We start from the raw sequence: 20,469 nt of genomic DNA on the forward strand, positions 1-20,469 counted from the left end.
TCAACTGGGGCCGCGTGGCTGCCCAAGTGGTGTACTACTTCAAGGGCTACTTCGCCGGCACCGGCAGCAACGACGAGAAGCTGGATTTCGTGGTGCCGTCGGGCAACTTCGGCAACATCTGCGCCGGCCACATCGCCCGCCAGATGGGCCTGCCGGTGGGGCGCCTGATCCTCGCCACCAACGAGAACGACGTGCTCGACGAGTTCTTCCGCACCGGTGTGTATCGCCCCCGCAACACCGTCGAGACCCACGCCACCTCCAGCCCGTCCATGGACATCTCCAAAGCCTCCAACTTCGAGCGCTTCGTGTTCGACCTGGTGGGCCGTGACGGCGCCAAGGTGCGCGAGCTGTGGAGCAAGGTGGACGCGGGCGGCGCCTTCGATCTGTCCGGCTCTGCCGAATTCGCAGGCATCGGCCAGTATGGCTTTACGTCCGGCAGCAGCAACCACGCCGACCGTCTGGCCACTATCCGTCGGGCCGACAAGGACTACGCAACGGTTGTCGACACCCACACCGCCGACGGTCTCAAGGTGGCCCTGGAGCAGCGTGATCCGGCCGTGGCCACCCTGGTGCTGGAAACCGCCCAGCCGGCCAAGTTCGAGGAAACCATCGTCGAGGCCCTGGGCCGCAAGCCGGCACGCCCGGCCGGCCTGGAGAACATCGAGGCGCTGCCCCAGCGCGTCGAGGTGATGGATGTGGATGCCCAGGCCATCAAGGCCCTGATTGCCCGGGTGGTCGATGCCGGCTGATGCCTGAGCGCACTTTTCCATGAAAAATGGCCCCGGATGTCCGGGGCCATTTTTTTGGCCTGTGGGGTCGAATTCATTCGACCGCGGACTTTAAGCATCGGCTTGCCGCTCATCGGCGCGAGGAGGTCGAATGAATTGGTTATGTTCGCGTTAAGTGTGGGAAGCCTTTTCGCTCCGACAGGTAGGGCTTGAGCTCTTGCTTGCGGGCGTTCCGTTGCGTGGCGTGATGTTGGCCGGGATTTCGCCCCGGCGGGCGACCTACTTTCTTGCTTCGCCAAGAAAGTAGGCAAAGAAGGCGACCCGGCTTCACCGGTCGGCCTTCGGCCGACTCCCCTGCGCTGCTCACAACGGGCGGCCGGCGCGGAACTCGCCCTTCGGGCTCAGACAGCCGCGCCGGACTTCCCCGCCCGTTGCTGCGCTGCTCGGCGGTTCAGACGGGCTTTCACGCACACCGAGCCTTTACTGATACAGGGCTGGGTAACTGGCCGTTGATCACCTGCATTTCCTCTCCCCTCTGGCGCGCCGACTGGAGGGTTCGGCAGGCGGAAAAAGGGCTGCGCATGTTTGAGCCCGCAGGGCGAGTTTGCGCAGACCCCGCCTGACGGGCCCGGAAGGAGGGAACCCCCGAAGGGGGCGCGACAGCGGGGCACGCTTCTTTGCCTTCTTTCTTGTCGTGCAACAAGAAAGAAGGTCGCCCGCCGGGGCGAGACCCGGCCAATGTCACGCTAAACACCGGAAAGCCGTCCGTAAGGGTTCACCGGTTCGAGGCCGAATGACCTCGAACCCACGGAAAGCCGCCGTATCAGGGCTTCAACCGCATCTCCGCCGAGCGGGCATGGGCCTGCAGGCCTTCGCCGTGGGCCAGCACCGAAGCAATGCGGCCCAGGGTCTGGGCACCGGCTTCGGATACGTCGATCAGGCTGGTGCGCTTCTGGAAGTCGTAGACCCCCAGGGGGCTGGAGAAGCGCGCGCTACGCATGGTGGGCAGCACGTGGTTGGGGCCGGCACAGTAGTCCCCCAGGGCCTCCACCGAGTGGTGACCGATGAAGATGGCGCCAGCGTGGCGGATGCGGTCCACCCACGGGCCCGGCTCGGCCAGGGACAGCTCCAGGTGCTCCGGCGCGATGCGGTTGGCGATGTCGCAGGCCTCGGCCAGATCCTGCACCAGGATCAGCGCACCCCGGTTCTTCAAGGACGTGGCGATGGTCTCCCGGCGGGGCATCTCGGGCATCAGCCGGGCGATGCTCTCTTCGACGCGGGCAATGAAGGCCGCGTCGGTGCACAGCAGGATGGACTGGGCCAGATCGTCGTGCTCGGCCTGGGCGAAGAGGTCCATGGCCACCCAGTCGGGGTTGCCGGAGCCATCGGAGATGATCAGCACCTCGGAGGGGCCGGCCACCATGTCGATGCCGACCGTGCCGAAGACCCGGCGTTTGGCGCTGGCCACGTAGGCGTTGCCGGGGCCGACGATCTTGTCCACCTGGGGAATGGTCGCCGTGCCATAGGCCAGCGCGGCCACGGCCTGGGCGCCGCCGATGGTGAACACCCGGTCAACACCGGTGATGGCCGCGGCGGCCAGCACCAGGGGGTTCTTCTCGCCGCGGGGGGTGGGCACCACCATGATCAGCTCGCCCACGCCGGCCACCTTGGCGGGGATGGCGTTCATGAGCACCGAGCTCGGGTAGGACGCCCGACCGCCGGGCACGTACAGGCCGACGCGATCAAGGGGCGTGACCTTCTGGCCCAGGCGGGTACCGGCCATGCCCGGCGCCTCATCCTCGTACTGCCAGGATTCCTGCACCTGGCGGGCGTGGTAGCTGCGCACCCGCTCGGCGGCGGCCTCGAGGGCCTGACGCTGCTCGGCACCGAGCCCGGCCAGGGCGGCCTCGAGTTCGGCGCGGGGCAGCTCCAGGGCTGCCATGTCGGCCACGTCCAGGTGGTCGAAGCGGCGGGTGAATTCAACAACAGCCTGGTCGCCATCCCGGCGCACGGCCTGCAGGATGTCGGCCACGGCCTGTTCGATGGCCGCGTCGGTGCTGCCCTCGAAGGCCAGCAGGGCGTCGAGGGTGGCAGTGAAGCCCGCATCGGCGGACGACAGGCGACGGATCTGTGCGCTCATGGCTTGACGGCTCCGGCAAAGGCCTCCAGCACCGGCTGGATCAGCTCGCGCTTGAGCTTGAGGGAGGCCTGATTGACGACGAGGCGGGAGCTGATGGGCATGATGTCCTCCACCTCAATCAGATTGTTGGCCTTGAGGGTGCCGCCGGTGGAGACCAGGTCGACGATGGCATCGGCCAGACCGACCAGGGGCGCCAGCTCCATGGAGCCATAGAGCTTGATCAGGTCCACGTGCATGCCCTTGGCGGCAAAGTGGGCCTTGGCCGCGGTCACGTACTTGGTGGCCACGCGGATGCGCGCGCCACGCTTGACGGCAGCGGCGTAGTCGAAATCCTTGCGCACGGCCACGCACAGACGGCACTTGGCGATGTTCAGGTCGAGGGGCTGGTAGAGCCCGGCGCCGCCGTGCTCGATCAAGGTGTCCTTGCCGGCGATGCCCAGGTCGGCCGCACCGTACTGCACGTAGGTGGGCGTGTCGGTGGCGCGCACGATGACCAGGCGCACGTCGTCACGGTTGGTACCGATGATGAGCTTGCGTGAGGTCTCCGGGTTGTCGGTCGGGGTGATCCCGGCGGCGGCAAGCAGCGGCAGGGTCTCTTCGAAAATTCGGCCCTTCGAAAGGGCAAGCGTAATGCCGTTCAAGATGATGATCTGTCTGCGTAAAAAGCGATTCTAGCCGATCGGGAGACGATCCGCCCCGGGGGCAGCGGCGGGAGGTTTGTCCTGCCCTGCCGCTTCTGATAGCCTGTGCTCCATGGCTGAACCGCAAGACGCGGTCTCGGCCATTTTCTTTTGTTCAATTCCGAGGAGTCTGTGATGAAACCCGAAATCATCGTTTCCAATAACGACCTGGAGCGCCTGGAAGGCCTGCTCTCCAAGCCCCCCACCCGCAACCGCAGCGATCTGGACGGCCTGCGCGCCGAGCTGGAACGCGCCCGCATCGTCGAAGCCGATGAGCTGCCGGCCAATGTGATCGCCATCAACCGCCGCGCCCGCTTCCGCGAACTGCACTCGGGCCGCGAATACGAACTGACCCTCGCCTGGCCCCATGAGGCCGACGCTGCCCAGGGCCGCGTCTCCATCTTCTCCCCCGCTGGCAGCGCCCTGCTCGGACTGGCCGCCGGCCAGATGATCGACTGGCAGACGCCCGAGGGCCACGCCATCCAGCTCAGTGTGCTGGAAGTCCTGCCCGCGACCTGATCCCCGGCGGAAATCCGTAAGGGCGGCGCCCGCCGCCCTATGACTTTCAGCGGATGCGGCTGACCCGCGCACCCAGGGCCGCGAGCTTCTCTTCGAGCTTCTCGTAACCCCGATCCAGGTGGTAGATGCGCTCGATGGTGGTCTGACCTTCAGCCACCAGGCCGGCAATGATCAGGCTCGCCGAGGCCCGCAGGTCGGTGGCCATCACGGTGGCGCCCTGCAGGCTGGCCACACCCTTCACGAAGGCCGTGTTGCCGTCGATCTTGATGTCGGCCCCAAGGCGCTGCAGCTCCACCGCGTGCATGAAGCGGTTCTCGAAGATGGTCTCGCGGATCACCGCCGTGCCTTCGGCCACCGCATTGATGGCCATGAACTGGGCCTGCATGTCGGTGGGGAAGGCGGGGTACGGTGCCGTGCGCAGGCTGACGGCATTGAGCCGGGCCGGTGCCTTGAGACGCACCGCGTCACGTTCGGCGATGACCTCGCAGCCGGCGTCCATCAGCTTGTCGATGACCGCATCCAGGTAGCTGGCCGAGGTGCCGGTGAGGCGTACGTCCCCCCCCGTGGCAGCCGCCGCGCACAGGTAGGTGCCAGTCTCGATGCGGTCGGGCATGACCCGGTGGGTCGCGCCATGCAGGGCGGCAACACCCTGGATGCGGATCACGTCGCCACCCGCGCCGGAGATGCGCGCGCCCATGGCCACCAGACAGTTGGCCAGGTCCACCACCTCGGGCTCACGGGCAGCGTTTTCGATGACGGTCTCGCCGTCAGCCAGACAGGCGGCCATCATCAGGTTCTCGGTGCCGGTCACCGTCACCATGTCGGTGAAGATGCGGGCGCCCTTGAGCTTGGGCACCTTGGCGTGCACGTAACCGTGCTCCACCTTCACGTCGGCGCCCATGGCCTGCAGACCCTTGATGTGCTGGTCCACCGGGCGCGCGCCGATGGCACAGCCGCCGGGCAGGCTCACCCGGGCCTCGCCGAAGCGCGCCACCAGGGGGCCAAGCACCAGGATGGAGGCCCGCATGGTCTTGACCATCTCGTAGGAGGCCACCGGATTGTCCACGCCAGAGGCGTCGAGGGTCACGGTGTCGCCATCACGGCTGACCTTGACGCCCATCTGCTCGAGCAGGCGCAGCAGGGTGCCAATGTCGTTGAGGCGCGGCACGTTGGTAAACGTGACCGGCTCGGTAGTCAGCAGCGCCGAACAGAGGATGGGCAGGGCGGCGTTTTTCGCGCCGGAAATGGCGACCTCACCCGTCAGGCGGGCACCGCCTTCAATCAACAGTTTATCCATGCATCAAAGGGCGTTCAGCCCAGTTCCTTCAGAAGTTCGGCCCACTGGGCGGGCGTATACGTGTTGAGCTGGAGGGCGTGGATCTCGTTGCCCATCAGCTTGCCCAGCGTGGCGTACACGGCCTGGTGCTGACGCACCCGCGGCTTACCCTCGAAGGCCGGGCTGACCACGATGCCGGAAAAATGGGTACCGTCATCGCCCTCGATCTGCAGGAACTCGCATTCCAGACCCACTGCGATCAGACGTTCGATTTCACTTGCTTGAAACATGATTCAAATCCTCAGGCCCGCAGTTTGTAGCCCCTGGCAAGCATTTGCAGGGTAATCACCGCGAGCACGACAAAACAGACTGCCACCACTCCGATGCTCGTCCAGGGCGAGACATCGGAGACCCCGAAAAATCCGTAACGGAACCCGTCAATCATGAAGAAAAACGGGTTGAAATGCGACACCCCCTGCCAGAAGGCCGGCAGCGAGTGAATCGAATAGAAGACGCCCGACAGCATGGTCAGGGGCATGATCAGGAAATTCTGAAAGGCCGCCAGCTGATCGAACTTGTCGGCCCAGATGCCGGCGATCACCCCCAGGCTGCCGAGGAAGGCCCCACCCATCAGGGTGAAGGCGATGATCCAGCCGGGCTCGGCCACCCCCGGCGAGGCAAAGGGCAGCGACACCAGCAGCACGCCCGCGCCACAGGCCGCGCCACGCAACACGGCGGCAATCACATAGGCGGCGTAGAACTCGCGATAGGAGATCGGCGGCAACAGCACGAAGACGATGTTGCCGGTGATCTTGCTCTGGATCAGTGAGGACGAGCTGTTGGCGAAGGCGTTTTGCAGCACCGTCATCATGACCAGCCCGGGCACCAGGAAGGCCGTGTAGCTCACCCCCGGATAGGGCTGCACGTGATCTTCCAGCACATGGCCGAAGATCAGCAGGTACAGCACCGCAGTGAGCACCGGCGACAGCACGGTCTGGAAGCCCACCTTCCAGAAGCGCAGACATTCCTTGTACAGCAGGGTCTTGAAACCTTCCATGGACGCCTCAGTTCTGATTCATGATGCCGACGAAGACCTGCTCCATGTCGGGCCTTCCGAGGGCCATGTCGGTGATCTCGCCCCCCGCCGCACGCAAGGCGGCAAGCAGGTGCCCGACATCGTCGTAGTGATCGAAGCCCAGCACCAGCTCGGTGCCCGCCTGGCTGACGATGCGGGCGGAGAACGGCGATGGCAGGTTCACCGGGGCAGCGAGCCGCAGCTTCAGGGTGTGGGTGGCGAAGCGCTGCAGCAGGTTGGCAGTGGTATCAAGCGCCACCACCCGCCCGGCCTTGAGCATGGCGATGCGCCCGCACAGGGACTCGGCCTCTTCAAGGTAGTGGGTGGTCAGCACGATGGTGTGACCGTCCTGGTTGAGCTTGCGGATGAACTGCCACAACCCGTGGCGCAGTTCCACGTCCACTCCGGCGGTGGGCTCGTCGAGAACGATGACCGGCGGGCGATGCACCAGCGCCTGCGCCACCAGCGCCCGGCGCTTCATGCCCCCGGACAGCATGCGCATGTTGGCGCCCGCCTTGCCGGTGAGATCCAGGTTGTGGAGGATCTCGTCGATCCAGTCGTCGTTGTTGCGGATGCCGAAGTAGCCCGACTGGATGCGCAGCATTTCGCGCACCGAGAAGAAGGGATCGAAGACCAGCTCCTGGGGGACCACCCCCAGGGCCATGCGGGCGGCGCGGTAATCACGCACCACGTCATGCCCCATCACCTCCAGGGTGCCGGAATCGGGCCGTGCCAGGCCGGCCAGGGACGAAATGAGGGTGGTCTTGCCGGCACCGTTGGGACCGAGGAGACCAAAGAACTCACCCTGGGCGACTTCCAGATCGACGCCGGCCAGGGCCTGCAGGGAACGAAAACGCTTGGTGACGCCGACAATGCGGATCGCAGGATTCATGGGCAGGGCCAACGGCTCAATGGGCCAGCGGAAGGATGGTGTCGACGTCGTAGAGGGACGCGAGACTGACCAGCGCCGGGGGGGGCTGGTCGATGGTGAGGCGGCGGCCGGCATTGCGGGACGCCCGGATCCAGCTCAGCAGCAGGGCCAGGGCGGCGGAATCCACCTGGGTCACCCCGGACAGATCCACCACCATATCGGCCGCCACCACGTGCTCACGGCCCTCACTGGCCAGATCGCCGGCCGTGGCCACGGTGAGCGGCCCGGACAGGCTGAGGCGCGGGCCGTCGATGCGGATCATTTCTTGGCGGAAACCGTGGTATCGAGCTGCTTGTTCTTGTCCTTGAGGGACTTGATCAGGCCATCAATGCCACCGGTCCGCACTTCCTTGCCGAAATCATCGCGGTAGTTGGTGACGAGGCTCACCCCGGCCACCAGCACGTCATAGACCTTCCAGCCGTCGGCAAGCTTCTCGAGGTTGTAGTCGATCTGCACCGCCTTGGCGCCGGGCTGACGTACCTCGGTGCGCACCACCACATCGGTGTCCTCGGGCTTGGCCTTGAGCGGCTTGAAGTCGATCTGCTGGTTGCGGTACTGGGTCAGGGCGTTGGAGTAGGTGCGCACCAGCAGGGTCTTGAACTCCTGGGTCAGCACGGTCTTCTGCTCGGGGCTGGCCTGCTTCCAGTCCTTGCCCACGGCGAGACGGGTCATGTGGGCAAAATCAAAGTAGGGCAGCACCCGGGTCTCGACCAGCTCGACCGCCTTGCGGGTATCGCCAGACTGAATGGCCTTGTCCTGCCGCACGATGGTGATCACGTCGTCGGTGACGCTCTTGACGAGGGTGTCCGGCGCGGTGGAGTCGGCGGCCAGGACGTTGAACTGGACGCCAACGCTGAGGGCCAGCGCGGCAAGCAGGGAAGCAATCTTGTTCATCTGTGGTTCTCTCTGTTGTCGTGGGACACGGCGAAGCTCATTCGTCGTCCGGATCTTTCACCCGGGGCGGCTGACCGTCATAGACCTGATTGAGGCGGTATTGCAGGTAAAAGCTGCGCATGTAGCCATACTTGTCCAGGGCAGCCTGGTCGGCGGTGGTGTCCGCCCCCAGCAGGGCAGCCCGACGGTGCACAAAACGCAGGCCGGTGAGGGAGTTGCGCACTGCAACCTCATTGAACTGCCACACCGGATCCACCTGCAGGTCGCCGATCAAGCCGGCGCTGTCGCGCAGGGTGCTCGGCCCGAGCAGCGGCAGGACGATGTAGGGCCCTTCACTGACGCCCCAGCTGCCAAGGGTCTGACCCAGGTCTTCGTCGTGCTTCTCGAGGCCCAGCTCGGTGGCGATGTCGAAGAGACCGAACATGCCGACGGTGCTGTTCACCAGCACCCGCCCGCCATCCGACAGGCCATCCACAAACTTGCCCTGCAGCAGGTTGTTTACCCCGATCCAGATATCGCCGAGGTTGCCGAAGAAGTTGCCGACTCCGACCTTGAACGGCAGGGGCACGTAGTCATAGACCTGCGCCACCGGGCGCATCACGTACTTGTCGGCCGTCTCGTTGAAGGCAAAGGTGGCGCGATTGAGGGGCTCCAGGGGGTCGCGGGGGTGGCCGCCCGCGCCGGCACAGGCCGTCAGGGCAAGCGCCATCCCGAGCGTCGCAAGACGCGTCGGCATGCTCCTCGTTGCAGGCTCGCTGTTGTTCATGGTCACTCGCTCTCTGTGCTTACTCCGCGCGTCCGGCGATCACTGGGCCGGCGCCGGTTGTCCCTCTGCCGCCTTGCTGAACATGAACTGACTGATCAGCTTTTCGAGCACAACGGCGGACTGGGTCTTCTTGATGACATCGCCGGCCGCCAGCAGCTTGTCTTCGCCGCCGGGGTCCAGGCCCAGGTACTGCTCGCCGAGCAGCCCGGACGTCAGGATATTGGCAAAGGTGTCGGTCGGAAACTTGTAGCGCCCGTCGACGGTGAAGACCACCTCAGCCTGGAAGCGTTCATTGTCGTAGCGGATCTCGGAGACCCGCCCTACCAGCACACCCGCCACCTTCACCGGGGCGCGCACCTTGAGACCACCGATGTTATCGAAGCGGGCGCTGAGGGTGTAGGGCGACTGGATGTCGGAACCCGAAATGCTGCCGACCTTGAGCGCCAGGAAAAACAGCGCGGCGATTCCCATCGCCACGAAAACCCCGACCCACAGATCCATCGTGGTGCGACTCATCATTAACCTCGGAACATGAAAGACGTCATTACAAAATCCAGTGCCAGGATGGCCAGGGCCGAACTCACCACGGTCCGGGTGATGGCCCGGGACACGCCTTCCGCGGTGGGCACGCAGTCGTAACCTTCGAAGACGGCAATCAGCGCCACGGCCACGCCGAACACACAGCTCTTGATCACCCCGTTGAGCACGTCGTAGCGGAAATCCACTGCATCCTGCATCTGAGCCCAGAAGGCGCCGTCATCGACACCGATGACGACTACGCCGATCAACCAGCCGCCGAACACCCCCATGGCCGAGAACAGCGCCGCCAGCAGGGGCATGGAGATGACCCCACCCCAGAAACGCGGCGCCACAACCCGGGCGATGGGGCTCACCGCCATCATGTCCATGGCCTTGAGCTGCTCGGTGACCTTCATCAGGCCGATCTCCGCCGTGACGGCAGAGCCGGCGCGGCTGGCAAACAGCAGCCCCGCCACCACCGGCCCCAGCTCCCGCACCAGGGACAGGGCGACCAGGGTTCCCAGGGAGTCGCTGGCCCCATAGCGCTGCAGGGTTTCATAGCCCTGCAGGCCCAGCACCAGCCCGACAAAAAGGCCCGACACGAGGATGATCAGCAGGGACATCACCCCGCTGAAATACAGCTCGCGCAGGGTGAGATGGATACGGGTGAAGGACTGCCCGGAATAGACCAGGATCAGCCAGAAGAAACGGGCGATGAAGCCCAATTGCCAGATACCGTTGATGGCCATCGAACCCATCTTGCGGAGCACGTCTGCCATCAGCCCGCCCCTCCGACCAGGGCCGTGGCGTAGTCGCCAGCCGGATAATGGAAGGGCACCGGGCCATCGGCCTGGGCATGGACGAACTGGGAGACGAAGGGGTCGGCAGAGTTGCGGATCTCGTCCGGCGTGCCTTCGGCCACCACCCGGCCCTCGGAGATGAAATAGATGTAGTCCACGATCTGCAGGGACTCCTGGATATCGTGGGTGACGATGACGGAGCTGGCACCGAGGGCATCGTTGAGGCGCCGGATCAGCTGGCCGATCACCCCGAGGGAGATGGGATCAAGGCCGGTAAAGGGCTCGTCGTACATCAGCAGCATGGGGTCAAGGGCGATGGTACGCGCCAGGGCCACGCGCCGCGCCATGCCGCCCGACAGCTCTCCAGGCATCAGCCTGGCAGCGCCACGCAGACCCACCGCGTGGAGCTTCATCATCACCAGATCGTTGATCAGTTCGGCAGGAAGGTCGGTGTGCTCCCGCAGGGGGAAGGCCACGTTGTCGAACACCGACATGTCGGTGAACAGCGCACCGAACTGGAACAGCATGCCCATGCGCCGGCGCAGGGTGTACAGCGCCTCGCGCCCCAGGCCCGCCACATCCTGCCCGTCCACCGTCACGCGGCCGCCCACGGCACGCTCCTGCCCGCCAATCAGGCGCAGCAGGGTCGTCTTGCCGCAGCCGCTGCCACCCATGATGGCAACGACCTTTCCGCGGGGAATCGACAGGGAAATGTCGCGCAGAATCGCCCTTTCGCCATAGGCGAAACGCACGTTCTCGAGACGGACAAGGGGCTCGGACATGGAAAAATGTTGCAACGCGGGACGCGGATTGTAGCAGAGGGAGAATGGTGTGGCATGCAGCCACCCCGCCCTTGAAAACGAAATATCATGTCACATCAACATCTTGAGCACGCCGCAGCGGGGTTTGCAGGAGGCGTTTATAATGCGCGGTTTCGTTCCAATCACGACCCGCCACGGACATGCAGGACAAACAACAGTACAAACCCGCCGAGATCGAGCGCGCCGCCCAGCAGCACTGGGACAGTACCGAAGCCTTCCGCGTCCACGCCGATGCTAGCAGGCCCAAGTACTACTGCCTGTCCATGTTTCCCTACCCCTCGGGAAAGCTGCACATGGGGCACGTGCGCAACTACACCATTGGCGATGTGCTGTCCCGCTTCCACAAGATGAAGGGCTTCAACGTCCTGCAACCCATGGGCTGGGACGCCTTCGGCCTGCCCGCCGAGAACGCCGCGATCAAGAACCGGGTGCCGCCGGCCAAGTGGACCTACGACAACATCGCCTACATGAAGCAGCAGCTCAAGTCGCTGGGTTTTGCCATCGACTGGCGCCGCGAGCTGGCCACCTGCACCCCCGAATACTATAAGTGGAACCAGTGGCTGTTCCTGTGCATGCTCGAGAAGGGCGTCGCCGAACGCAAGACCCAGGTCGTGAACTGGGACCCGGTGGACCAGACCGTGCTGGCCAATGAGCAGGTCATCGACGGCCGCGGCTGGCGGACCGGCGCGGTGGTCGAGAAGCGCGAGATCCCCGGCTACTACCTCAAGATCACCGACTACGCCGACGAGTTGCTGGGCGACCTGGACGAGCTCTCTGGCTGGCCCGAACGCGTCAAGCTGATGCAGGCCAACTGGATCGGCAAGAGCACCGGCGTGCGCTTTGCCTTCAAGCACGACATCGCCGACGACAACGGCCTGATCGGCGACGGTCAGCTGTGGGTGTTCACCACCCGCGCCGACACCATCATGGGCGTCACCTTCTGCGCCGTGGCCGCCGAGCACCCCCTGGCCCTGCATGCTGCCAAGACCAATCCCGAACTCGCCGCCTTCATCGAGAAGTGCAAGCACGGCTCGGTGATGGAAGCCGACATGGCGACCATGGAAAAGGAAGGCCTGCCCACCGGCCTGTTCGTCACCCACCCCCTCACCGGCAAGCAGGTCGAGGTGTGGGTCGGCAACTACGTGCTGATGAGCTACGGTGATGGCGCCGTGATGGGCGTGCCGGCCCATGACGAGCGCGATTTCGCCTTCGCCAAGAAGTACGACCTGCCCATCGAGCAGGTTGTCGCACTGGGCGACAAGGCCTACAGCCTGGACGCCTGGCAAGAGTGGTACGGCAGCAAGGACGGCGTCTGCGTCAATTCCGGCAAATACGACGGCCTCAACTACACCGACGCCGTGGACGCCATCGCCGCCGATCTGGCCGCCCAGGGCATCGGCGAGAAGAAGGTCCAGTGGCGCCTGCGCGACTGGGGCATCTCCCGCCAGCGCTACTGGGGCTGCCCCATCCCCATCATCCACTGCGACAGCTGCGGCTCGGTGCCGGTACCCGACGACCAGCTGCCGGTGGTGCTGCCCGAAGACTGCGTGCCGGACGGCTCCGGCAACCCCCTGCACAAGCGTGAGGACTTCCTCAACGTCCCCTGCCCCTGCTGCGGCAAGCCGGCCCGCCGCGAGACCGACACCATGGACACTTTCGTGGATTCGTCCTGGTACTACGCCCGCTACGCCACCACCTTCGGCAAGGACAAGATGGTGGATGACGAGACCAATTACTGGATGACGGTCGACCAGTACATCGGCGGCATTGAGCACGCCATCCTGCATCTGCTGTACTCGCGCTTCTGGACCAAGGTGATGCGTGACGTGGGCCTGGTGAACTACCGCGAGCCCTTCGCCCACCTGCTCACCCAGGGCATGGTTCTCAACAATGCCTTCTTCCACAAGCCCGAAGGCGGCGGCAAGAACTACTTCTGGGAAAGCGAGATCGACATCCAGAAGGACGCCAAGGGCCAGATCATCGGCGCCAAGCTGAAGAAGGACGGCACGGTGCTGGAGCACGAGCTCACCACCATGTCCAAGTCGAAGAACAACGGCGTGGATCCGCAGTCCTTGATCGAGCAATACGGCGCCGACACGGCCCGCTTCTTCATGATGTTCGCCGCGCCGCCCGAGCAGACCCTCGAATGGTCCGACGCGGGTGTTGAAGGCGCCTACCGCTTCCTGCGCCGGGTGTGGAGCTTCGGCCACCTGTTCGCCAGCGAGATCCGCGGCCAGATCGGCGCCCAGCGCCAGCTCGCCGGCGCCAAGCTGCCGGAAGATCTGGCGGCCTTCCGTCGCGAGATCCACCTTCTCCTCAAGCAGGCCAACTACGACCTGGGCAAGCAGCAGTTCAACACCGTGGCCTCGGCCACCATGAAGATGCTCAACGCCCTCGAGAAGGCCCCGCGCCAGGGCGCCCTGGCCGCCGAAACCATTGAAGAGTGCTTCGGCATCCTGCTGCGCGTGCTATCGCCCCTCACCCCGCACATCAGCCACGCCCTGTGGCTTGATCTGGGCTACGGTGAGGACATCCTCAAGGCCGCCTGGCCCGAGCCCCTCGATGCCGCCCTGGTGCAGGACGAGGTCGAGCTGATGCTGCAGGTCAACGGCAAGCTGCGTGGCGCCCTGCGCGTCCCCGCTGATGCCGCCAAGGACGCCATCGAGGCCGCCGCCCTGGCCCACGAGGCAACCATCAAATTCCTCGAAGGCCGTGCCGCGAAAAAGGTTGTCGTGGTGCCCGGCCGCCTGGTCAATATCGTCGGCTGATCCCTCAAAGGAACCCACTCATGCTGCGCCTTGCCCTTCTCGCCACCCTCGCCCTCCTGTCCGGCTGCGCCTCGCCGGACCGCAACTTCTACGAGGGCATCCGGCAGGAAAACGCCCGACGCCAGCATGAGCCGGGCCGCGACATCAGCCGTGACGCCCCGCCGCCGGGCTACGACGCTTACGAAAAAGAACGTCAGCGCCTCAAGGAGGAATCGCCCAAATGAGTCTCGCCCACCTGCCCGGGCGCCGTCGTGCCCTCGCCGCACTCGCCACCGTGGGCATCGTGCCGCTGCTGGCCGCCGGCTGCGGCTTCCAGCTCCGCGGGCCGCGCCCCTTGCCCTTCGACACCATCTACCTGGGCATGTACGAATACTCCGAGCTGGCCTCCGCCATCCGCCGGCAGATCCAGGCCGGCAGCACCACCCGGGTGGTGGCTCGACAGGAGGACGCCGCAGTCCGCCTGGAGGTGCTGGCCGACGCCAAGGAAAAAGCCATCCTGGCCCTCAACACCCAGGGTCGGGTACGTGAATACCAGTTGCGCCAGCGTTTCAGCTTCCGGCTGGTGGACAAGGACGGACAGGAAATCATCGCCCCCAATGAAATCCTGCTGCGCCGCGACCTGGCCTTCGATGACTCCCAGGTGCTGGCCAAGGAGCAGGAAGAGATCCTGCTTTACCGAGACATGCAGGGCGATCTGGTACAGCAGTTGATGCGCCGCCTGTCGTCTGCGCGCATGCCGGACGCGCCGCCCAAGCCGTGAACCTGCGCCCCGAGCAGCTCGCCAGCCAGCTCGACAAGCCCCTCGCCCCACTTTACGTCCTCCATGGCAACGAACCGCTGCTGGTCCTAGAGGCGGGCGACGCCATACGCGCCGCTGCGCGCAAGCAGGGCTACGCCGAGCGCGAGGTTCTGGTCGCCGGCCAGGGTTTTCGCTGGACAGATCTGCAGTCAGCCGCCGGCAACCTGTCCCTGTTCGGGGCCAGCAAGCTGGTGGATCTGCGCATCCCCAACGGCAAGCCCGGCCGCGACGGGGGCGACGCCCTGCAGCGCTACGCCCGCCACCTGGATGACGGCGTCGTCACCCTGATCACCCTTCCGGAAGTCGACTGGGCCACCCGCAAGGCAGCCTGGTTCGTGGCCCTGGGCGAAGCCGGTGCGTGCGTCGAGCTGAACGCTCCGGAGCGCGAGCGCCTGCCCGAATGGCTGGCCCGGCGCCTCGCCGCCCAGCAACAGAAGGCCTCGCCAGAGGCCCTGGGCTTCATTGCCGAGCACATCGAAGGCAACCTGCTGGCCGCCCACCAGGAGATCCTCAAGCTCGGCCTGCTCCACCCTCCGGGGGATTTATCCCTGGAGGCCGTACGCGACGCCGTGCTCAACGTGGCCCGCTACGACGTGGACAAGCTGCGCAACGCCATGCTGGAAGGCGATACCGCCCGCTGTGCCCGGCTGCTGGAGGGCCTCAAGGGCGAAGGCGAGGCGCCGCCCCTGGTCCTGTGGGCGCTGGCCAACGAGATCCGCACCCTGGCCCGCCTGCGCATGGGCGTCGACGAGGGCCAGGCCCTGCAGGGCCTGCTCAAGGCCGAGCGGGTTTTCGAGGAACGCCGCAAGCAAGCCGTTCAGCGCGCCCTGCAGCGCCTGTCCAGTGGCGCCCTGCGCACCGCAATCTTGCACGCCGCCAGAATTGACCGGATGATCAAGGGTCTGACAACGGGCGATGTGTGGGACGAGTTCCTGCAACTGTGCCTGCGCCTCTGCCGCGGCGCAGCCCAGGCCCCGGCGCGGCGCTGAACGCCGCCCACCGATTCGAGAGTAAACACGATGGACATCAAGACCTACATGCAGACCGTTGGCCGCCAGGCCCGCACCGCCTCCCGGGCGGTCGCCGCTGCGACCACCGGCGCCAAGAACACCGCCCTGCTGGCCATGGCCGCCGAGATCCGCGCCCGCAAGGCCGAGCTCTCCGCCGCCAACCAGCGCGACCTGCTCGATGCCCGGGCGAACGGCCTCGAGCCGGCCATGATCGACCGCCTGACCCTGTCCGAGAAGGGCATAGAGGCCATGGCCGTCGGTCTCGAGCAGGTTGCCGCGCTGCCCGATCCGGTGGGCGAGGTCACCGACATGAAACGTCGCCCCTCCGGCATCTCGGTGGGCAAGATGCGCGTACCCCTGGGCGTCATCGGCATCATCTATGAAGCCCGCCCCAACGTCACCGCTGACGCCGCAGCCCTGTGCCTGAAGTCCGGCAACGCCGCCATCCTGCGCGGCGGCAAGGAGGCCCTGCACTCCAACCAGGCCATCGCCGAATGCGTGCGTGCCGGCCTGGCTGCCGCCGGCCTGCCGGAGGCCGCCATCCAGGTGGTGGAAACCACCGACCGGGCCGCCGTCGGCGAGCTCATCACCATGCCCCAGTTCGTGGACGTGATCGTTCCCCGCGGCGGCAAGGGCCTCATCGAGCGCATCTCCAGCGAGGCACGGGTGCCCGTCATCAAGCACCTGGACGGCAATTGCCACGTTTACGTGGATGAATTCGCCGATCCGGCCAAGGCCCTCGCCATCGTCGAAAACTCCAAGACCCAGCGCTACGGCACCTGCAACACCACCGAATCCCTGCTGGTGGATGCGGCCATCGCCGCAGCCCAGTTGCCCGCCCTCGGCACCATGCTGGCCGACAAGGGCGTCGAGCTGCGCGCCTGCCCGGCGGCCCTGGCCATCCTGCGGGAGGCTGGCGTGGCCGAAACCCGGCTGAAGGTGGCAGTCGAATCCGACTGGACCGAGGAGTTCCTCGCCCCCATCATCGCCATCAAGGTGGTGGACGGGCTCGACGAAGCCATCGAGCACATCAACACCTGCTCGTCCCAGCACACCGAATCCATCGTCACCGAGAACTACACCCGGGCGATGCGCTTCCTGCGCGAGGTGGATTCAGCCTCGGTGATGATCAATGCGTCCACCCGCTTCGCCGACGGCTTCGAGTACGGTCTGGGCGCCGAGATCGGCATTTCCACCGACAAGATCCACGCCCGCGGCCCGGTGGGCCTGGAAGGCCTGACCAGCCAGAAGTGGATCGTCTTCGGCGAAGGGCACGTGCGCGCCTGAGTCCTTCAAAGTCTCCCTGCCGGGCACGTTCCCGGCTAAGATTCAAACGCCCGTTCGAAATCGCATGCAAAGGCGACGGACGGGCGTTTGCACATCCACACACCAGGAGACAGCCATGAACCGATTCTTCCGTAGCCCCCTGCCCGCCGCCGCCCTTTCTCTTGCCCTTTCTCTTCCCCTTTTCCTTGCCCTGCCGGCCTCCGCAGCCGAAGTCGCCGGCACCCATATCGACGACAAGGCCAGCGTGGCCGGCAGTGATCTGACCCTCAATGGGGCCGGCCTGCGCACCCGCTTCATGCTCAAGATCTACACCATCGGCCTCTACCTGCCCAAACGCGGCGAGGCCCCGCTGGCCACCAGCGGCGGCCCCCGGCGCATCCAGATCGTCACCCTGCGCGAACTCAGCGCCGAGGATTTCGCCAATGCGCTGATAGACGGCATCCGGAAGAACCACAGCGAAACCGAATTGGCCGGCCTGCAAAGCCGGGTTGAGGAATTCCGCAGCGTGCTGCTCGGCATCAGGACCGCCCCCAGCGGCACCCAGGTGCGGATTGACTGGCTACCCGCGAACGGCACCCGCCTTATCATCAACAATGAAGTCCGCGGCAAGGATATTGCCGGCGAGGATTTCTATCGTGCCCTGCTGCGTATCTGGATCGGCGACAAACCCATCGACGAAGACCTGAAGAACGCGCTCCTCGGAAAGCGCTGACACCCTTGCGACAGGCCCGGCGGCGGGCGCAGAATTCAGGCATGCCTTTGCCAGATACCGCAGCCCGGCCCACCGGGCTTTCCGCTGTCATGCCAGTCCCATTCGGGAACGTGGGTGTTTTTGTGGCCGGCGAATTCATCCACGAAATCGTCTTTCTACCGCCTGCACATCTGCCGATGGCCCCGCGCGATGCGCTTGGAGAAGAGGCCGTACGGCAGATACAGCGCTACCTCGACGATCCGGACGCCCCCTTCTCACTGCCCCTAGCCCTGCGCGGTTCTCACTTTCGTCGCCGTATATGGGCCGCTATTACCGGCACTCCACGGGGTCACACTAGAACCTACGGCGAACTGGCCCGGGACGCCCACAGCGCCGCGCGCGCAGTCGGCCAGGCCTGTGGTGACAATCCCTTTCCACTCGCAATCCCGTGCCATCGGGTTGTTGCAGCCAGCGGTCCGGGCGGTTTCGCCCACGACCGGGGCGGCTATCTTCTCAATGCCAAACACTGGCTATTAGGTCACGAGAACGCCTCTCGCAGCGGTGAAGAAGCCTTCCTTCCCGGCCTCTTCGGCAACGCACATTCCTGAAAGAAATACCGGCCATCGCGGCCTATTCCTCCTCATTCACGACAGCCATGTCCCGATCAGATCAAAACGCCCCGGAAACCCAGGCCACCCGATTCCTCCGCCAGCACCGCATGGCTTTCTCCACCCACCTTTATGCCTATGAAGAGCACGGGGGCACCAAGGTTTCCGCCCGGGAGCTGAATGTGGCTGAGCACGCCGTCGTAAAGACGCTGGTGATGGAAGACGAAGGTCGCCAACCCCTCATCGTATTGATGCACGGCGACAGAAAAGTATCCACCAAGGAACTCGCCCGACAAATCGGTCGAAAGCACATCAGCCCCTGCGACCCCGCCGTCGCCCAGCGTCACACCGGCTACATGGTCGGCGGAACTTCGCCTTTCGGTACGCGCAAGACACTTCCGGTATTCATGGAAAAGACCATCCTCGACCTGCCATTGATATATATCAATGGAGGAAAGAGGGGGTTCCTTGTCGGGGTTCACCCGCATGACATCCTGCAGCTTCTCCAGCCCGGGGTGGTGAACGTGGCGCTGGAATGAATTGAAATAAAAAACACTTACCAAATCTTCGGTCTATAGTGGCAAAATAAATAGCACGATTAAGGCCGAAACAATCCGGTCGATCTTGCGGCACTGTCTCCCTTATCCGTGCCGCCACTACATGCCCAAGGAAAACAGCACCATGGAACTCTCTTCCCTCTCCCTCTCCGAATTGCGCCGCCTTCAGAGCAAAGTCGAAACGGAGATTCGGCGCCGCTCCGACACCGCCAAGAAAGACCTGCTGAAGCGCATGCAGAAGCTCGCCGCCGAGCACGGCATGAGCCTGAATGAAGTGATCGGTCAGGAAAGCGCCGAAAAGGCAGCCCCCGCCCCGCGCAAGGCTGCAGCCAAGCCCGCAGCCAAGAAGGTTGCCAAGCCGGCATCGGTCATCAAGTTCCGCCACCCGGAGAACCCCGCCATCGGCTGGACCGGCCACGGTCGCAAGCCCCAGTGGGTCATCGACTGGCTGGCCCAGGGCAAGCCCCTCGACGAATTGCGCACTGACGCTGCCACTGCAGCCTGAGCCCCCTGGACCGCAGGGCTGCCAATTCAGCGCGGCAGTCCTGCGGTGGGAGCATGTTCGGGTGGTTCTGCGCCATCGCGCCCCCGTTCAATGAATACGCCTACTCGTCGCACGTCTTTCATGACGCCAATTTTTGCAATGGCGAGCTTGACCCAAGGCGCACCGAATTCCTCGAACAGCAATTTGACAATAAACTCACCCAGGGTCTCGATGAGATTGAACTGGTGATTGCCAAGCTCTTCCCTAATGCGCTCGATGACCTTTGCGTAGTCAATGGTGTCCGCGATGTCGTCATGTTCGGCAGCCGCATCGGGCACACCAAAGGTAAGATTCAACTCGAGGGTCTGCTCGGTCACCCGCTCCCGCGGGTAAATACCCACCCGGGCCTTGACCCGCAGTGCTTCGATAAAAATGAAATCCATCGTCCGTCCCGGCTAAAATCGCGCCCATTCTAGCTCGCGTCACAACAAAAGCATGCAACTCGCGCTCCTGCTCGCTGCCGCCTACCTGATCGGCTCGATTCCCTTTGCCGTCGTGGTCAGTCGCCTTTTCGGCATGGCCGACCCACGCAGTTATGGCTCGGGCAATCCCGGCGCCACCAATGTATTGCGCAGCGGCAACAAACTCGCCGCCATCCTCACCCTGCTTGGAGACGGCTTCAAGGGCTGGCTGGCCGTCTTCCTCGCCGAGCAGATTGCCCCAACGGCAGGCCTCGGCAGCATCGCGGCGCCTACGGCTGCCCTGGCGGCCTTTCTCGGCCATCTGTTCCCGATCTTTCTGGGCTTTCGCGGCGGCAAGGGCGTTGCCACCGCAGCGGGCGTCCTTCTTGGTGCCAGCGGATGGCTCGGGCTGGCCACCCTCGGTGTGTGGTTGGGCGTAGCCTTCACCACCCGCTACTCCTCACTGGCTGCCCTGTGCGCCTCGGTGGCCGCACCGGGCCTGGCCTTCCTGCTGGGGCTGCACGCCTATTGGGTTCTCTCATCCAGCGTGATGTCGCTGCTACTGATATGGCGTCATAAAGACAATATCAAGCGCCTGCTGGCCGGTCAGGAAAGCCGGATCGGCAGCAAGAAAAAAGAAGCCTGAAACTGCGGA

At 64.9% G+C, this 20,469-nt stretch carries 24 protein-coding genes and 1 pseudogene; 12 read left to right on the plus strand and 13 right to left on the minus strand.

What is annotated here, in order from left to right; genetic code table 11:
* Positions 1-749, plus strand: a pseudogene (locus ACIQ09_RS13370) (threonine synthase); the annotation flags it as partial.
* An 802-nt stretch (positions 750-1,551) separates the two neighbouring features.
* Here ACIQ09_RS13370 and hisD read toward each other — a convergent pair.
* Complete coding sequence (gene hisD / locus ACIQ09_RS13375; protein ID WP_398310545.1) at positions 1,552-2,868, minus strand: histidinol dehydrogenase; 1,317 nt, start codon at positions 2,866-2,868, stop codon at positions 1,552-1,554.
* A complete protein-coding gene (hisG, locus tag ACIQ09_RS13380; protein WP_398310548.1) occupies positions 2,865-3,509 on the minus strand; it encodes an ATP phosphoribosyltransferase in 645 nt (214 codons plus the stop codon). Before hisG ends, hisD begins: the two co-directional genes overlap by 4 nt.
* Before the next feature lie 174 nt (positions 3,510-3,683).
* Between hisG and rnk the strand changes: the two genes are divergently transcribed.
* Complete coding sequence (gene rnk, locus ACIQ09_RS13385; protein WP_398310551.1) at positions 3,684-4,067, plus strand: nucleoside diphosphate kinase regulator; 384 nt, start codon at positions 3,684-3,686, stop codon at positions 4,065-4,067.
* Positions 4,068-4,113: 46 nt separating this feature from the next.
* On the opposite strand, the gene murA is transcribed toward rnk, so the two are convergent.
* The 10 genes from murA to ACIQ09_RS13435 all read right to left on the minus strand — a co-directional run bounded on the left by murA (position 4,114) and on the right by ACIQ09_RS13435 (position 11,110).
* Positions 4,114-5,364: a UDP-N-acetylglucosamine 1-carboxyvinyltransferase gene (gene murA / locus ACIQ09_RS13390; RefSeq protein ID WP_398310554.1), complete on the minus strand. Its 1,251-nt coding sequence runs from the start codon at positions 5,362-5,364 to the stop codon at positions 4,114-4,116.
* Between the two features lie 14 nt (positions 5,365-5,378).
* The gene (locus ACIQ09_RS13395; protein WP_398310557.1) at positions 5,379-5,633 is read right to left on the minus strand and encodes a BolA family protein; all 255 of its coding nucleotides are present in this window, start codon (positions 5,631-5,633) and stop codon (positions 5,379-5,381) included.
* 11 nt (positions 5,634-5,644) lie between these two features.
* On the minus strand, positions 5,645-6,400 hold the full coding sequence (locus ACIQ09_RS13400; RefSeq protein ID WP_398310560.1) for an ABC transporter permease: 756 nt from the start codon (positions 6,398-6,400) through the stop codon (positions 5,645-5,647).
* Between the two features lie 7 nt (positions 6,401-6,407).
* The gene (locus ACIQ09_RS13405; RefSeq protein WP_398310563.1) at positions 6,408-7,310 is read right to left on the minus strand and encodes an ATP-binding cassette domain-containing protein; all 903 of its coding nucleotides are present in this window, start codon (positions 7,308-7,310) and stop codon (positions 6,408-6,410) included.
* A 16-nt stretch (positions 7,311-7,326) separates the two neighbouring features.
* Positions 7,327-7,611 (minus strand): lipid asymmetry maintenance protein MlaB, encoded by a 285-nt coding sequence (locus ACIQ09_RS13410; protein ID WP_398310566.1) that lies wholly within the window; start codon positions 7,609-7,611, stop codon positions 7,327-7,329.
* Positions 7,608-8,243: a phospholipid-binding protein MlaC gene (locus ACIQ09_RS13415; RefSeq protein WP_398310569.1), complete on the minus strand. Its 636-nt coding sequence runs from the start codon at positions 8,241-8,243 to the stop codon at positions 7,608-7,610. The genes ACIQ09_RS13410 and ACIQ09_RS13415 overlap by 4 nt, the downstream gene beginning before the upstream one ends.
* A gap of 37 nt (positions 8,244-8,280) precedes the next feature.
* On the minus strand, positions 8,281-8,979 hold the full coding sequence (locus ACIQ09_RS13420) for a VacJ family lipoprotein (protein WP_398310572.1): 699 nt from the start codon (positions 8,977-8,979) through the stop codon (positions 8,281-8,283).
* Between the two features lie 69 nt (positions 8,980-9,048).
* On the minus strand, positions 9,049-9,525 hold the full coding sequence (mlaD, locus tag ACIQ09_RS13425; protein WP_398310575.1) for an outer membrane lipid asymmetry maintenance protein MlaD: 477 nt from the start codon (positions 9,523-9,525) through the stop codon (positions 9,049-9,051).
* A gap of 2 nt (positions 9,526-9,527) precedes the next feature.
* On the minus strand, positions 9,528-10,307 hold the full coding sequence (gene mlaE, locus ACIQ09_RS13430) for a lipid asymmetry maintenance ABC transporter permease subunit MlaE (RefSeq protein ID WP_398310578.1): 780 nt from the start codon (positions 10,305-10,307) through the stop codon (positions 9,528-9,530).
* Positions 10,307-11,110, minus strand: coding sequence for an ABC transporter ATP-binding protein (locus ACIQ09_RS13435; RefSeq protein ID WP_398310581.1), 804 nt, complete (start codon positions 11,108-11,110; stop codon positions 10,307-10,309). The genes mlaE and ACIQ09_RS13435 overlap by 1 nt, the downstream gene beginning before the upstream one ends.
* Positions 11,111-11,289: 179 nt before the next feature.
* Between ACIQ09_RS13435 and leuS the strand changes: the two genes are divergently transcribed.
* The 9 genes from leuS (at position 11,290) to ACIQ09_RS13480 (ending at position 19,374) form a co-directional block, all read left to right on the plus strand.
* A complete protein-coding gene (gene leuS, locus ACIQ09_RS13440) occupies positions 11,290-13,917 on the plus strand; it encodes a leucine--tRNA ligase (protein WP_398310584.1) in 2,628 nt (875 codons plus the stop codon).
* Positions 13,918-13,937: 20 nt separating this feature from the next.
* Positions 13,938-14,141, plus strand: a complete 204-nt coding sequence (locus ACIQ09_RS13445) for a hypothetical protein (protein ID WP_398310587.1) — start codon at positions 13,938-13,940, stop codon at positions 14,139-14,141.
* Complete coding sequence (gene lptE, locus ACIQ09_RS13450) at positions 14,138-14,677, plus strand: LPS assembly lipoprotein LptE (RefSeq protein WP_398310590.1); 540 nt, start codon at positions 14,138-14,140, stop codon at positions 14,675-14,677. Before ACIQ09_RS13445 ends, lptE begins: the two co-directional genes overlap by 4 nt.
* Positions 14,674-15,705: a DNA polymerase III subunit delta gene (gene holA, locus ACIQ09_RS13455; RefSeq protein ID WP_398310593.1), complete on the plus strand. Its 1,032-nt coding sequence runs from the start codon at positions 14,674-14,676 to the stop codon at positions 15,703-15,705. The genes lptE and holA overlap by 4 nt, the downstream gene beginning before the upstream one ends.
* Positions 15,706-15,735: 30 nt before the next feature.
* On the plus strand, positions 15,736-17,013 hold the full coding sequence (locus tag ACIQ09_RS13460; RefSeq protein ID WP_398310596.1) for a glutamate-5-semialdehyde dehydrogenase: 1,278 nt from the start codon (positions 15,736-15,738) through the stop codon (positions 17,011-17,013).
* Positions 17,014-17,128: 115 nt separating this feature from the next.
* Positions 17,129-17,725, plus strand: coding sequence for a chalcone isomerase family protein (locus tag ACIQ09_RS13465; protein ID WP_398310599.1), 597 nt, complete (start codon positions 17,129-17,131; stop codon positions 17,723-17,725).
* Positions 17,726-17,766: 41 nt separating this feature from the next.
* On the plus strand, positions 17,767-18,312 hold the full coding sequence (locus ACIQ09_RS13470; protein ID WP_398310602.1) for a methylated-DNA--[protein]-cysteine S-methyltransferase: 546 nt from the start codon (positions 17,767-17,769) through the stop codon (positions 18,310-18,312).
* 47 nt (positions 18,313-18,359) lie between these two features.
* A complete protein-coding gene (ybaK, locus tag ACIQ09_RS13475) occupies positions 18,360-18,851 on the plus strand; it encodes a Cys-tRNA(Pro) deacylase (protein ID WP_398310605.1) in 492 nt (163 codons plus the stop codon).
* 142 nt (positions 18,852-18,993) lie between these two features.
* A complete protein-coding gene (locus ACIQ09_RS13480) occupies positions 18,994-19,374 on the plus strand; it encodes an H-NS family nucleoid-associated regulatory protein (protein ID WP_398310608.1) in 381 nt (126 codons plus the stop codon).
* 26 nt (positions 19,375-19,400) lie between these two features.
* Here the strand turns inward: ACIQ09_RS13480 and ACIQ09_RS13485 are convergent, their stop codons facing one another.
* Positions 19,401-19,796: a dihydroneopterin aldolase gene (locus ACIQ09_RS13485; RefSeq protein WP_296565323.1), complete on the minus strand. Its 396-nt coding sequence runs from the start codon at positions 19,794-19,796 to the stop codon at positions 19,401-19,403.
* Positions 19,797-19,848: 52 nt separating this feature from the next.
* Here ACIQ09_RS13485 and plsY point away from each other — a divergent pair, with 52 nt between their 5' ends.
* Positions 19,849-20,460, plus strand: a complete 612-nt coding sequence (gene plsY / locus ACIQ09_RS13490; RefSeq protein WP_398310612.1) for a glycerol-3-phosphate 1-O-acyltransferase PlsY — start codon at positions 19,849-19,851, stop codon at positions 20,458-20,460.
* Positions 20,461-20,469 lie beyond the last annotated feature (9 nt).

The organism is Zoogloea sp. (genome assembly GCF_044344315.1).
Lineage (GTDB): Bacteria > Pseudomonadota > Gammaproteobacteria > Burkholderiales > Rhodocyclaceae > Zoogloea.

What these genes read in the sequence shown, in the direction of transcription:
- rnk (WP_398310551.1), top strand. Translation starts at nt 3,684, where the DNA reads ATGAAACCCGAAATCATCGTTTCCAATAACGACCTGGAGCGCCTGGAA.
- plsY (WP_398310612.1), top strand. Translation starts at nt 19,849, where the DNA reads ATGCAACTCGCGCTCCTGCTCGCTGCCGCCTACCTGATCGGCTCGATT.
- ACIQ09_RS13445 (WP_398310587.1), top strand. Translation starts at nt 13,938, where the DNA reads ATGCTGCGCCTTGCCCTTCTCGCCACCCTCGCCCTCCTGTCCGGCTGC.
- hisD (WP_398310545.1), bottom strand. Translation starts at nt 2,868, where the DNA reads ATGAGCGCACAGATCCGTCGCCTGTCGTCCGCCGATGCGGGCTTCACT.
- ACIQ09_RS13415 (WP_398310569.1), bottom strand. Translation starts at nt 8,243, where the DNA reads ATGAACAAGATTGCTTCCCTGCTTGCCGCGCTGGCCCTCAGCGTTGGC.
- ACIQ09_RS13470 (WP_398310602.1), top strand. Translation starts at nt 17,767, where the DNA reads ATGCCTTTGCCAGATACCGCAGCCCGGCCCACCGGGCTTTCCGCTGTC.
- ACIQ09_RS13485 (WP_296565323.1), bottom strand. Translation starts at nt 19,796, where the DNA reads ATGGATTTCATTTTTATCGAAGCACTGCGGGTCAAGGCCCGGGTGGGT.
- mlaE (WP_398310578.1), bottom strand. Translation starts at nt 10,307, where the DNA reads ATGGCAGACGTGCTCCGCAAGATGGGTTCGATGGCCATCAACGGTATC.
- ACIQ09_RS13405 (WP_398310563.1), bottom strand. Translation starts at nt 7,310, where the DNA reads ATGAATCCTGCGATCCGCATTGTCGGCGTCACCAAGCGTTTTCGTTCC.
- murA (WP_398310554.1), bottom strand. Translation starts at nt 5,364, where the DNA reads ATGGATAAACTGTTGATTGAAGGCGGTGCCCGCCTGACGGGTGAGGTC.
- ACIQ09_RS13435 (WP_398310581.1), bottom strand. Translation starts at nt 11,110, where the DNA reads ATGTCCGAGCCCCTTGTCCGTCTCGAGAACGTGCGTTTCGCCTATGGC.
- ACIQ09_RS13420 (WP_398310572.1), bottom strand. Translation starts at nt 8,979, where the DNA reads ATGCCGACGCGTCTTGCGACGCTCGGGATGGCGCTTGCCCTGACGGCC.
- ACIQ09_RS13395 (WP_398310557.1), bottom strand. Translation starts at nt 5,633, where the DNA reads ATGTTTCAAGCAAGTGAAATCGAACGTCTGATCGCAGTGGGTCTGGAA.
- ACIQ09_RS13465 (WP_398310599.1), top strand. Translation starts at nt 17,129, where the DNA reads ATGAACCGATTCTTCCGTAGCCCCCTGCCCGCCGCCGCCCTTTCTCTT.
- ACIQ09_RS13400 (WP_398310560.1), bottom strand. Translation starts at nt 6,400, where the DNA reads ATGGAAGGTTTCAAGACCCTGCTGTACAAGGAATGTCTGCGCTTCTGG.
- ACIQ09_RS13460 (WP_398310596.1), top strand. Translation starts at nt 15,736, where the DNA reads ATGGACATCAAGACCTACATGCAGACCGTTGGCCGCCAGGCCCGCACC.
- ybaK (WP_398310605.1), top strand. Translation starts at nt 18,360, where the DNA reads ATGTCCCGATCAGATCAAAACGCCCCGGAAACCCAGGCCACCCGATTC.
- mlaD (WP_398310575.1), bottom strand. Translation starts at nt 9,525, where the DNA reads ATGAGTCGCACCACGATGGATCTGTGGGTCGGGGTTTTCGTGGCGATG.
- leuS (WP_398310584.1), top strand. Translation starts at nt 11,290, where the DNA reads ATGCAGGACAAACAACAGTACAAACCCGCCGAGATCGAGCGCGCCGCC.
- lptE (WP_398310590.1), top strand. Translation starts at nt 14,138, where the DNA reads ATGAGTCTCGCCCACCTGCCCGGGCGCCGTCGTGCCCTCGCCGCACTC.
- ACIQ09_RS13410 (WP_398310566.1), bottom strand. Translation starts at nt 7,611, where the DNA reads ATGATCCGCATCGACGGCCCGCGCCTCAGCCTGTCCGGGCCGCTCACC.
- ACIQ09_RS13480 (WP_398310608.1), top strand. Translation starts at nt 18,994, where the DNA reads ATGGAACTCTCTTCCCTCTCCCTCTCCGAATTGCGCCGCCTTCAGAGC.